The organism is Haloferula sp. A504 (genome assembly GCF_044385805.1).
In the GTDB taxonomy this organism is placed as follows: domain Bacteria; phylum Verrucomicrobiota; class Verrucomicrobiia; order Verrucomicrobiales; family Akkermansiaceae; genus Haloferula.
In genome coordinates this window covers 1-11,949 of the sequence record NZ_JBISBU010000042.1, presented here as the reverse complement: position 1 = coordinate 11,949, position 11,949 = coordinate 1, and the positions used below count along the sequence as shown (strand labels likewise).

General features: G+C 66.6%; 7 protein-coding genes. 5 read left to right on the top strand and 2 right to left on the bottom strand.

Features of this window, described 5'->3' with window-relative positions; translation table 11 throughout:
• Positions 1–168 precede the first annotated feature (168 nt).
• Both ACG2LG_RS16975 and ACG2LG_RS16970 read right to left on the bottom strand, forming a co-directional pair.
• Complete coding sequence (locus ACG2LG_RS16975; RefSeq protein ID WP_396260968.1) at positions 169–2,604, bottom strand: DUF6288 domain-containing protein; 2,436 nt, start codon at positions 2,602–2,604, stop codon at positions 169–171.
• Positions 2,605–2,859: 255 nt separating this feature from the next.
• The gene (locus ACG2LG_RS16970) at positions 2,860–4,563 is read right to left on the bottom strand and encodes a right-handed parallel beta-helix repeat-containing protein (protein WP_396260966.1); all 1,704 of its coding nucleotides are present in this window, start codon (positions 4,561–4,563) and stop codon (positions 2,860–2,862) included.
• 157 nt (positions 4,564–4,720) lie between these two features.
• On the opposite strand from ACG2LG_RS16970, the gene ACG2LG_RS16965 reads away from it, so the two are divergent.
• The 5 genes from ACG2LG_RS16965 (at position 4,721) to ACG2LG_RS16945 (ending at position 11,851) form a co-directional block, all read left to right on the top strand.
• Positions 4,721–5,830: a cellulase family glycosylhydrolase gene (locus tag ACG2LG_RS16965; protein WP_396260964.1), complete on the top strand. Its 1,110-nt coding sequence runs from the start codon at positions 4,721–4,723 to the stop codon at positions 5,828–5,830.
• Positions 5,831–6,236: 406 nt separating this feature from the next.
• Positions 6,237–8,795 carry a hypothetical protein gene (locus ACG2LG_RS16960; protein WP_396260962.1) on the top strand — a complete coding sequence of 853 codons (2,559 nt, stop codon included), beginning with the start codon at positions 6,237–6,239 and terminating at the stop codon, positions 8,793–8,795.
• A gap of 197 nt (positions 8,796–8,992) precedes the next feature.
• Positions 8,993–10,579 carry an RNA polymerase sigma factor gene (locus ACG2LG_RS16955; RefSeq protein ID WP_396260960.1) on the top strand — a complete coding sequence of 529 codons (1,587 nt, stop codon included), beginning with the start codon at positions 8,993–8,995 and terminating at the stop codon, positions 10,577–10,579.
• Positions 10,548–10,688 (top strand): hypothetical protein, encoded by a 141-nt coding sequence (locus ACG2LG_RS16950; protein ID WP_396260958.1) that lies wholly within the window; start codon positions 10,548–10,550, stop codon positions 10,686–10,688. The genes ACG2LG_RS16955 and ACG2LG_RS16950 overlap by 32 nt, the downstream gene beginning before the upstream one ends.
• A gap of 32 nt (positions 10,689–10,720) precedes the next feature.
• Positions 10,721–11,851, top strand: coding sequence for a lactonase family protein (locus ACG2LG_RS16945; protein ID WP_396260956.1), 1,131 nt, complete (start codon positions 10,721–10,723; stop codon positions 11,849–11,851).
• Positions 11,852–11,949: the final 98 nt, after the last annotated feature.

Sequence of the window (11,949 nt, the reverse complement as noted above, 5' to 3'; positions counted from 1 at the left end):
GATCGGAAGCTTGGGTCATCGCCGGGATGCCCGGCGGCGGCGCAGACCCTGCGGAGGGGATGCCGGGGTGTCAATTCCACCCGGCCCTGAGAGACCGTGCCAAAATTGAGAACCTCGTCCGGGTCCCAAGAGCACCGAAGGAAATATCGGTGCCCTCCGCGAAAGAGCTTACTTGAGCGGCTCCAACTCCGGGCGGTCGTCGGTCTTCTTGAGCCACTCGATGGTCTCGCGCACGGCCTCGGCCTTCTGCTTGCTCAGGTGCTTCGGGAAGTAGTGCGGGATGCCGGCGTCGAAGTCGGTGGCGAGTTTCTCGAGGTCGGGGATGGTGCGCTTGGCGTGGGCACCATACTGGCGCAGGATGCCGAGCAGCTCCGGGGTGCGTTTCTGGCTGCCCCAGTGGTTCTGGTTTTTCAGCCAGTCGAGGCAGGCGTCGATGCCCGCCTCGATCCGCAGGTCCGCCAGCATCTTCATCCCCTCCATGCGGCTCTGGTTGGTGAACATGATGCCGCTGGCCGAGGGCTCGACCACCGAGCGATGGACGTCGGGAAGCAGGCTCTGAATTTCCGCCTCGCTGAGCAGCGGATAGATGCCCGACACCGCCCCGCGCGCCCGGCCGTCCTCGTTGAGCAGGCCGGCCCGCATCGCGGCGAGCAGCTTTTCGCGGTCGACGCCCTCGAGCGACTTGGAAAGCAGCTTGCCCTTGTTGAAAAGCGCGAAGCAAAGGTAGCGCCGCTCCATGGCGCGGGGGTCGTCGGGGCCGGGTTCGCGGATGAGCATGTCGAGCAGTTCGGAAATGGCCGGGCGGGCGGCGTCTCCGATCGCCGACAGCGCATCGGCCGCCTTGATCCGCAGCCACAGGTCGTCGGCCTTCAGGGTCTCGCGCAGCTTGGGCACCGCCGCGGCGGCCTTCGGCCCGAACTGGGCCAGCGCCTGGCAGGCTCCGAGGCGGGTGTCGAGCGAAGGGTCGTCAAGCAGCGCGATGATGGGCCCGACCTCGACCGACTCGTTTCGGGACAGCGCGATGGCGGCGCGCTCGCGGACGACCGGCGACCACGAGCCGAGGCGTTCCAGCAGGACGTCGCCGGGCAGGGCATCGTAGGCACCGAAGCGGTCGCTTTTGCGCCAGCCCCGGCCGTCGTTGATGATCGCATCGGCCTCCGCCGCGCTGAGCTGCTTGGCGGTTGGCGCCTTGCGACCGGTCAGCACGAGCTTCTTGAGCGGCATCGCGTAGGCCAGCAGGTAGGCGCCGGTGGCATCCCAGCCGCGGGTCGAGTCGCCGGCGGCCTGGGGCGGGCCCTGATGGGTGAACTGTCCCTCGTGATCGCGGGCGAGGTCGTAGTACCAGGCACCGAACTCCTTCATCCACGCCCCGGTCGCCTCGGGTCCCGACTGGTTCACCCCCGGCATCGCCCAGGTCATGTTCCAGAAGTTGCCGGTGTGCCCGGAGTCGCGCTCGTTGCCGTGGGAGGCGAGGCTCATGCGGGAGAAGAACTTCGCACCCTCCGGCTCCTCGAGCAGGTTGAAGAGCACCGCCGCCATGCCGCACTTGCCGTTGTCCTCGTGGGTGTTGATCCACGGGTGGTGGTCGCCGTAGGGCACCGCACCCTTGCCGATGTAGAAGCGCAGCAGCTTGGCGCTGCGCTCGATGGCCTCGGGGATCTCCTCGTCCTTCACGCCGGCCATGCGGGACAGCTCGAGCGAAATGGTCAGCGGCACGCCGGGCGCGTTCATCATGCCGTAGCCGACCAAGCGGCCGTCCTTGCCGGCGAACTTGTGGCCCCAGGAGCCGACCTTGCTCTGGCCGGCGGCGGATTCCAAAGCCAGCCGGCGCAGACCGGGGACGACGGATTCGTCGCCGGTGACCATCACGTACTCGGCGAGGAAACTGACCACGTAGCCGTAGTACCAGGTGCTGAACTGCTCGACCGAGTAGTTGGAGGCCCACTCGGCTTCCTTCTTGAGAACGGGCAGGTATTTCTCGTCGCCGCTGGCGAGCAGCGCCATGGCGTTGAGGGAGCGCGAAATCGGGTTGGTCTTGTAACCGGGATCGGCGATCCGTTCGGCCAGCCGCCCACAGCCGCGCTCGAGGATCCTCGCGGACTTGGGGCAGTCGTAGGGCGCGGTGGCGGAGTAGGCACCGAGCACGGGAAGGTTCAGCGTGACCGTTTCGTTCTTCCCGTCGCGCCAACGCAGCAGCGGCAGCTTTCCGGTCTCCGCTTCGGCCGCGGTCAGGGCCTTGCCAAAGGCACTGCGGGCGTCGGAGTCGAAGGGCTTGCCGCCGATGCCGAGGATGACGTCGCCGACCTTCAGCACGCCGTCGGCAGGAGAATCCTTGGCAACCTCGGTGACGTAAATCTGGCGGGCCTTGGCGGTTTCGAGCTGGTTGGAGTACATCCAGCCGCGGCACCCGGTGGCCCCGAGGTTCCAGTCCTTGGTGGCCCCCTCCGGGATCTTCTCACCCTTGGTAAAGTCGGGGTTCGGGAAATTCTTGAGCTTGGCGGCCCCGGCCGGGCTGACCCACAGCAGGCCGATGGCAAGGGAGGCGAAGAAGCGGAGGGTTGTTAGATCGAGGCGTGGAGTCACGGTGGTGGAGATTGAGTTCACGAAACCGAGGCGGCAAGAGATACGGCCAGGCCTCGCCGGGCCTGTCTCCGGGATTTTTCCGTTTTGGGCCGATCCCTTACGAATGGGTCCCCAATCGCAGGGGGGCCGCCAATGAACCGCGGGAGGTCACGGGTGGGTTCCTTGATGCGGCTGGAAGAGCGGCATTCGCAACCTGCCATGTTTACTGAAACGTGGCTGGGTGAGGGCGAGGAGAACCCGGACAGATCATGGCGGACGCTCCCGTCCGCCCTCCCCTCACGGCCAGACCTTCCATGGCCCGGGGCCGGCGAACGGGCCGGGCAGCGGGTCGGACTCCGTGCCGAAGTAGTCGCGGTCAAGCCGGTAGGGCGATCCGTCGGGCCGGACGTAGCCCTGGCCGCTGACCAGCGTTTTCCCGAGCAAGTCCGAGGTGACCTGCGGGCCCGGCTTCTCCGGAATCCGGCCACCTTCCAGCTCGAGCGTCCAGCCGTCTTCCTCCTCGCGCAGCCGGACCTCTGCATCTTTGAGCACGAGGTTGCCGGCCATGCGGTTGGGCTGCTTCGAATCGTCGTATTGGTCAAGCCCGGCCGGGGCGACGAGGACGTTGTTGTAGAAGCGGTTGTCGCCGCCCTGCGTGGTCGCGAGGCCGGCGATGGCCGTGCCGTGTTCCTCCTGCCAGGGCGTTTCACGGTTCGGCTCGGGGCGCGCGATCATTTTGCCGGCAAACAGGTTGTGAACGTAGGCCCCGCCCTCCGACCAGTCGGCCAGCGAGGTTTTCGAAAGGAACAGGTTGTGATCCACCAGGAAGGGCCCGTGATTTACCTCGACGAAGAGGTCTTCCCGCGGTGCGCAGTCATGGACGAGGTTGCGGGTGACTCGGGTCCCCTGGGTCATCCAGTCGAGCCAGATCCCGCGGACGCAGCGGTGGATATGGTTGCCGCGGATGAGGGTGTCGATCGCGCCATGAAACTTGATGCCGGCCATCTCGGCACCCCCGAAGAGCTGGCGGATATGGATGTCGTGGATGTGGTTGTCCTCGATCACGCTGAAGGCCGGACCGAGGCTGCCGACGATCCCGGCCTGCTCGCAGTGCGAGATGTGGTTCCGCCGCACCACGTGGGACCCGATCTTCTCCTTCGACCAGCCGGCGGCGAGGCCGCGCTTGATCGTCTCGACGTAGCCCTCGGCGGAGTTCGCCGAGGTGTTGTCAAACTCGTCGCCGTGCTTGCCGAGCGTGACGCCGGTGCAGACGGAGTAGCGGATGGTGTTGTCCTCGATGATCCAGCCCTTGCTCCAGTGGGTCCCGATCAGGCCGACCTGCTCGGCGGTCGGCGGGGCCCAGTTGGTCGCGGCGTGCTCGAGGGTGAAGCCACGCACGGTGATGAAGTTCCGGCCGGGTTCACTCGGGTAGAAGACGCTCTGGCGGACGTTGATTTCGATCCCCTCCTCATTCGGATCGACACCGGGAAACTGGGCCCAGAGGGAGGTCTGGATCTTGTCGACGCGGCCGAACCACAGTGCTTGCTCGCCCGCGGGCTCGAGGACCTCGTCGAGCTTCGCGGCTTCGACCAACCAGTGCCCGTCACGATAGACCGCCCCGGTGTGGTGCTTGCGGCCCTGCGGCCGGAACCAGTCGCCGCGGATCTCATCGGCGTAGGGGTTGAAGTCGCCAAAAAAACGGTTGGGCAGGGTGAGCTTCCAGGTGTCGTGCTCGAGCTTCTCCCAGCCTTTCACGACCTCGGAGCCCTTGATCGCCACCTCGGCACCTGCCGCGGCCTTATAAATGATTTGCTTTGACTCCGACTCGCCGCCGCGGGGCGGATCGATCCGCTCGCGGTAGGTGCCGGGACCGACCGTGATCACATCCCCCGGCTGCGCGAGTTCGGCCGCCGCCTGGATCGTGCGCAGCGGGTTCGACGTCGTGCCGTCCGCTCCATCATCGCCGTTCACCGCGACATGAAGCTCGCGGGCTCCCCCCATTCCAATCCCGACCAAAACCCCCGCTGCCAACCACAAAATCCAGCCACGTTTCATCAACCCGTTTACGCTTGCCGACACCAGAATCTTCATCCCCGGGCATGGAATGACAAAAGAGCGCCCGGCGGGCGTAGCGTTCGATGCAACTGTGCCCGTCCCCATGAAGCTCCCCACCCTGCTCCTCGCCACCCTCGCGCTCGTTCCATCCGCCACCGCCGACGAAGGGATCATCCCGGGCCGATGGTCGGAGGAAAAGGCCAACGCCTGGTACAAGGAACAGCCGTGGTGGGTCGGCTGCAACTTCACGCCCTCGACCGCGATCAACCAGCTTGAGATGTGGCAGGCGGAGACCTTTGATCCGGCAACCATCGACCGGGAGCTGGGCTGGGCCTCGGACATCGGCATGAACACGGTGCGGGTCTATCTCCACGACCTCGTCTGGGAAAAGGACGGCGAGGCCTTCCTCGAGCGCATCGACCGCTTCCTCACGATCGCCGACAAGCACGGCATCGGCACCATGCTGGTTTTGTGCGACGCGGTGTGGAATCCCCACCCGAAGCTGGGCCGGCAGCCCGAGCCGAAACCCCACGTCCACAACTCCGGCTGGGTCCAGTCGCCGCACATCGAGGTGCTGCGCGACCCGGCGAGACACGACTCGCTCGAGCCCTACTTCCGCGGCGTGATCGGGCGCTTCAAGGACGACCCGCGGGTCGTCGTGTGGGATCTCTACAACGAGCCGGGCAACGACGGGGCCGGGGATGCGATGAGCACCGAGGAAAAGGAGAAGCTGGGTCTGATGCTGCTGACGAAGATGTTCACCTGGGCGCGCGACGTGAACCCCTCACAGCCGCTGACCGCCGGCTTGTGGGCCCGGGAGTGGACCGGCCCCAAGGCGACCCCGGTGAATATCTTCATGCGCGACAACTCCGACGTGATCTCCTTCCACAGCTACGACGGACTCGAGCGGACCGCCGAGCGGGTCGGCTCGCTCAAGCCCTTCGGGCGGCCACTACTATGCACGGAATACATCGCGCGCACCAATGGCAGCACTTTTGAAACGCACCTCCCCTACTTCAAGGCGAACAAGATCGGGGCCTGGAACTGGGGCTTCGTCGCCGGCAAGATCCAGACCCAGTATCCCTGGTCGTCGTGGCGGAAGAAGTTCACCGCCGAGCCCGAGGTCTGGCACCACGACGTGCTGCGCCCCGACGGCACCCCCTTCCGCAAGGCGGAGGTCGAGCTGATCCGGAAGCTGACCGGGAAGAAGTAGGGCGCCCGGCAGGTGGCCGGTCAGGCGAGGGTGCAGCTGAAAGTGGTGGGCGGAGCGATCGGGGTGACCGCGAAGCAGTGGTCCGCGGCCGGACGTTTCAGGCTCGGTGTCCCTCCCTTGCTCCCTGGCTTCACTCCGCCCCGGATGAGGAGCCGCCGGGAAATCCAGACTGAGGCGATTCATCGCCGCTTTCATGGAGGCGATTCATCGCCGATGGCCCGGCTCGCATTGAAATGCTTCGCCAAAGCGGCGATCAATCGCCGCAGTCTAGAGGGGGATGCCTGCCGGCCGGCGTCGGCCCGGGAGAAAGACAGGCCGGAAGAGCGGACTGAAGTCAGCATATGGCTTCGCTGGCGAATCCGATATCCTGACGCCGGGATGACTCTCCGGCCGACAAGTCCCGGCCATGCCCCCCACTTCCAGTGACACCCGGCGGGTGATGCCGCAAATCGCCCGAAATGGTCCGGAAGCGATCCGCGTATTCTCCCATGTGAAGGCGGCACGCATTTCCGGGCAGGCGACCGCCTCCCGGCTATCCGCCCTGCTGCTGGCCGGGCTGCTGGTCTCCCCCGCAATCGCCTCCCCCCGGCGCAAAGTCCTCGAGCGAGCGCCCGAGCTGAAGGAGATCGTCTTCGCCCTGCGCAAGCCCGGCTCGGACCCGCACTGGTATGCGAACTTCGGCTACTACGGTCCCGACGAGAAGCGCCTCGCCTACCGCCCGGGCGGACGGCTGTGCCGGCTCGATCTCGCCAGCGGCGAGGTCACCGACATCATCGACGACCCCGAGGGCGGCATCCGCGATCCGGTGCTCCGCCACGACGGCAGGACCATCGTCTTCTCCTGGCGCAAGGGCGACAGCGAATACCACCACCTTTACGAGTGCGCGCTCGACGGCTCCGGCCTGCGGCAGCTCACCGACGGGCCATGGGACGACCTCGAGCCGTGCATCCTGCCCGATGACTCCATCGTCTTCGTCTCCAGCCGCTGCAAGCGCTGGGTCAACTGCTGGCTGACCCAGGTGGCCACCCTGCACCGCTGCGATCGGGACGGCTCCGACATCGAGCCGATCTCAGCCAACATCGAGCACGACAACACCCCCTGGCCGCTTCCCGACGGCCGCATCCTGCACCAGCGCTGGGAATACATCGACCGCTCCCAGGTCCACTATCACCACCTGTGGACGATGAATCCCGACGGGACCAACGCGATGGCCTACTTCGGCAACATGCGCCCCGGCCTGGTGATGATCGACGCCAAACCGGTGCCGGGCAGCGACGGCGAAGTGGTGGCCATCTTCTCCCCGGGTCACGGGCAGAAGGAACACGCCGGGCGCGTGGCCGTTCTCCACCCGGACCGCGGCCCCGATGATCCGGCCGCCGCCCGCGTGATCGCCGACGACACCGCCTTTCGCGACCCCTGGGCACTGGCCTCCGACGCCTTCCTGGTCGCCCGCGGCGCCGAGCTGCTGGCGATGGATGGCGAGGGACGAACCGAGCCGCTCCACGTCCTTTCCGAGGCCGACCGCAAGGCGGGCTATGATCTCCACGAACCGCGGCCGGTCCTGCCGCGCCCGCGCGAGGAGATCATCCCGGCGCGGGTCGATCGCTCGAAGGCGACCGGCAAGCTGATCCTCGCCAACATCATGGAGGGCCGGAACATGGAGGGCGTCGAAGCCGGCGACATCCGCAAGCTGCTGGTGGTCGAGTCGCTGCCCAAGCCGATCAACTACACCGGCGGCATGGACCCGCTGAGCTACGGCGGCTCCTTCACCCTCGAGCGCATCCTCGGCACCGTGCCGGTCGAGGCCGACGGCTCCGCCTACTTCGAGCTGCCCGCCCGCCGCAGCCTGTTCTTCGTCGCGCTCGACGAGAACGACCTCTCGGTGAAGCGGATGCAGAGCTTCCTCACCGTCCAGCCCGGCGAGGTGACCAGCTGCGTGGGCTGCCACGAGCAGCGCACCCGCACCACCCTGCCGCCCCGCCCGCTGCTGGCCCTCGGGCGCCCGCCCAGCCGCATCACACCGGAACGCAACGTCCCGGAGGTCTTCGATTTCCCGCGCGACATCCAGCCCATCCTCGACCGCGCCTGCGTCGACTGCCACGGCTACGACGCCACAAAGCGCGGCGGCCCGGCCGACGGTGGCCTCGTGCTCAGCGGCGACCGGGGGCCGATGTTCAGCCACAGCTACTTCACGCTCACGGTCGAGGGCCTGTTCTCCGACGGCCGCAACCGCGCCCAAAGCAACTATGCTCCTCGTACTTTGGGCTCCTCGGCCAGCCGGCTGCTCAAGCTCGTCGACGGCTCCCACCACGGGGCCCGCGTGACGCCGCTGGAGGAAAAGAAGCTGCGCCTGTGGATCGAGGCCGCCGCCACCTACCCCGGCACCTACGCCGCCCTCGGCACCGGCATGATCGGCGGCTACGAGGAAAACCGGCAGGTCGAAACCGATCACGACTGGCCGACGACCCGCGCCGGGGCCGCGGTGATCGACCGTCGCTGCAACACCTGCCACAACCGCGGGCACGATCCACCGCTGATCCCCCGGACGCTTTCGGATGAACGGAACGTGTCCTTCTGGATGCCGCGCATGCCCCACCCCGCGCACCGCACCAGCCGCCACCTCGTCTTCAACCTCAGCCGGCCGGAAAAATCCCTGCTGCTGCTCGCCCCGCTGGCCCGCGAGGCCGGCGGCCTCGGCCGGTGCACCACGCCGGATTCGAAAGGCCCGGTCTTCACCGGCACGGACGATGAAGACTACCGCACGCTGCTCGCGATGGTCGCCGCAGGGCGCGACCGGCTCGAGGAGATCACCCGCTTCGACATGCCGGACTTCCGGCCGCGGCGCGCCTACATTCGGGAAATGAAGCGCTTCGGCATCCTGCCACAGGACCTGCCGCCGGACGCCCGCATCGATCCCTACAAGACCGACGAACGCTACTGGCGCTCCTTGTGGCACCAGCCTTGAAGCGGACCTCCGGGGTCCCTCATTCTTGAACCACGCACGGGATTCTCAAGGCAGCGGCAGCTTCTTTCATCCTCACGGGACCGGCGGCGGAAACCCGGTGAGTGAAGCTCCCTACCGGGACGATACCGCGGTCGCGGGAAAAAAACTTCGAAAACTCCTGGGACATTTCGGTCAGCGGAATCGTGGTATCCTGTGACATGCCTCATTCGAGCGACAGAACCGACACTAATCTCCTGAGGGACTTCTCCGGCAAAGGTTGCCACGCCGCCTTTGACACCCTGGTGAGGCGCCATGGGCCGATGGTCCACGCCGTCGCGATGCGGATCCTGTCCAATCATCACGACGCGCAGGACGTCACCCAAGCCGTGTTCCTCGTCCTGACACGGGAGGCGGCCAAGTTGGGCGGGAAGCCCTCGGTGGCCGGCTGGCTCCACACGGTGTCCCGGCACCTGTCGCTGGATGCCCGCAAGTCAAGGGAACGCCGCCAGCGCCGGGAGCAAGCCGCCATGAATGAATCCTCAAACATCACCCCGGACGCCACCGCGAGCACCGGGTTCCGACGCGAACTGGATGCCGCGCTCGAGCGCCTTCCGGATCGCTACCGCCAACCCTTGGTGCTCTTCCACCTCGAGGGCGCTTCGCTCAACGAGGTTGCCCGCCGTCTCGATCTCCAACCATCCACCCTGCGCACCCGCCTCTCCCGCGCCCGGGAAAAGCTGCGCGAAATTCTCGGCCGACGGGGGGTCGAGATTGCCTCGGTCGGAGCGCTCGGCGTGCTCTTCGAAGCCGAGGCCAAGGCCTCCCCATTCACGCCCGCTATCCTTTCCTCCGTCCTCGATACCGCGGCCCCCGGCGGGGCCGGGGTTTCTCCCCACATCCTGCAGCTGGCCGACAAAGCCGCCTTTGCCAGCACCACATCCGTTTCTTGCACCATCACCACCGCAACCATTCTCATGAAAACCAAAGCCATCCTCATCTCCGCCATCGTGGTCACCCTGGCAGCCGTCGGAACCACCACCTACATCCTCAGCCAGGAAGACGATGGAACCGGCAGAGAGACGCTGGATGCCGATCGCCGCGGCACCGCCAGCCAAGGCAACCCCGCCAACGATCCAACCGGGAAAGTCCGGGAGCGCGAATCCCGATTCCAGAGCCTCGAGGAGGCGGAGCAGGCCTTGCTGGATTTCGATCTGATGCCGATCCGCGAGGGCGACCGCGAAGAGAGCCAACGTTGCGCGTTGCGCTACCGCGCTTTGGTCGCCCGAATTCCGGAAGCCTACTACGGCGAACTCGCTGCTCGTTTGGGCGAAGGCGCGGATCAGGACCTCATGCGCTACCTTCGACAAATGGCGCTCTACCAGGAATGGGGGCGGCTCGACCTCGACGCGGCTCTGGCCGACCTTTCCGGCATCGACAACGTCCGGCTGCATTCCAAGGCCCTGCACAACGCGTTCGTCGGTGCAGCGGACGCCGATCCGATCGCGACGATGCGCCTGGCCGAGACGCTGGAGATCGAAACGCCGGATGAATTCGGAGAGTCCGAGCGCATCGATCTCATGGACACGATCTTCGACTTCTGGATCGAATCCGATCCCTTCAGTGCCGTCCAGTGGGCCAAGCAGGCGTCGGTCCCGGAGAAACGCCGCGACCAATGGATCGCCGACGGTCTCCGCGCTTGGCGCGAGCAGGACCCCGATGCCGCCGAGAAGTGGCGCCGAAGCGAGAACTTCGAAGGCTTCGTTCCGGCAAATTATGAACCGTCGTCGCGGGTTCCAACGCGATGAGGACCCCGGCTCCGACGGCATCCTGACTGCCGACATCGCGCCGGAAGCCCCCATCGATCCCTACAAGACCGACGAACGCTACTGGCGCTCCTTGTGGCACCGGCCTTGAACCGATCGGCCAAAATCCACCATTCTCCCGTCATGCACGGGATCCTCAAGGCAGCGGCAGCGTCTCTCATCCTGACCGCTTCGGCGGCGGAAACGCAGCGGGTTTGGCTCGGGACCACCGGCCAGGACGAAGCCAAGGGCATCTACACCGCGGAGTTTGATCCGCAGAGTGGCAAACTGTCCGCACCGACCCTGGCCGCCGAAGTGCCGCGGCCGGGTTTTCTCACGCTCTCGAAGGAGGGAGGGTTCCTCTACTCGACCAGCCTGACCGAGCCCGCCGACGGCGGGCGGCCGGAAGGGGCGGTGGCTGCCTTCGCCATCGAAGGGGCGACGCTCAAGGAACTCAACCGGCAGGAGAGCGGCGGCGGCGGACCGTGCTTCGTCGCGCTCGATGCCAACGGCAAGACCCTCATGGTCGCCAACTACGGGGGTGGCTCGGTGGCATCCTTTCCGGTGAAACCGGACGGCTCCCTCGGTCCGCGGGCGTCGCTCGGCCAACACGAGGGATCGAGCGTGAACCCGAAACGCCAGCAGGCACCCCACGCCCACTCGATCTACCCCGGCCCGGACAACCGCTTCGCCTACGCGCCGGACCTCGGCATCGACGAGGTCGTGATCTACGAACTCGATGCGACCGCGGCGAAGCTCACCCCCGCCGGCAGCGCCAAGACACCTCCGGGATCGGGTCCTCGCCACATGAAGTTCGGCCGCGATGGCAGGCAGGCGTATGTGCTCGGTGAGTTGGATCTCACCGTGATCGTCTATGATCGCGGCACCCGGAACGGCATGCTCACGCGGAGACAGGTCCTCAGCGTGCTGCCCGACGACGCCGACGGCAGTGACATGACCTGCTCGGAGATCCTGGTCAGCGCCGATGGAAAGCACGTCTACACCGCCAATCGCGACGTCGGTGATCGCGGCCGGGATACGCTGAGCGTGTTCCGGGTGGAGGACGAAGGACGGCTCAAGCGCATCCAGACCCTGCCTGCGGAGGTTTCCATCCCGCGCAACATCCAGCTCAGCCCCGACGGTCGGTGGCTGCTGGTGGCCGGGCAAAAGAGCGGGGGAGTTCCCGTGTTCCGGGTGGGCGACGACGGCATGCTGAAATTCAGCGGCCACCGGGCTGAATTGCCCGGGGCGATGTGCATCGTGTTCGCGCCCTGAATGGGATAGGGGTAGGGACGGCGCATTGGCTTGCGCCGCCCCTCCCTTCGAACCGGACGTGCGGATCTCCCGCATCCGGCTGTCCAGTCAGCGGTTTG

Coding starts and splice junctions, on each gene's coding strand:
- ACG2LG_RS16970 (WP_396260966.1), bottom strand. CDS start 4,563: ATGGGGGGAGCCCGCGAGCTTCATGTCGCGGTGAACGGCGATGATGGA.
- ACG2LG_RS16965 (WP_396260964.1), top strand. CDS start 4,721: ATGAAGCTCCCCACCCTGCTCCTCGCCACCCTCGCGCTCGTTCCATCC.
- ACG2LG_RS16960 (WP_396260962.1), top strand. CDS start 6,237: ATGCCCCCCACTTCCAGTGACACCCGGCGGGTGATGCCGCAAATCGCC.
- ACG2LG_RS16955 (WP_396260960.1), top strand. CDS start 8,993: ATGCCTCATTCGAGCGACAGAACCGACACTAATCTCCTGAGGGACTTC.
- ACG2LG_RS16950 (WP_396260958.1), top strand. CDS start 10,548: ATGAACCGTCGTCGCGGGTTCCAACGCGATGAGGACCCCGGCTCCGAC.
- ACG2LG_RS16945 (WP_396260956.1), top strand. CDS start 10,721: ATGCACGGGATCCTCAAGGCAGCGGCAGCGTCTCTCATCCTGACCGCT.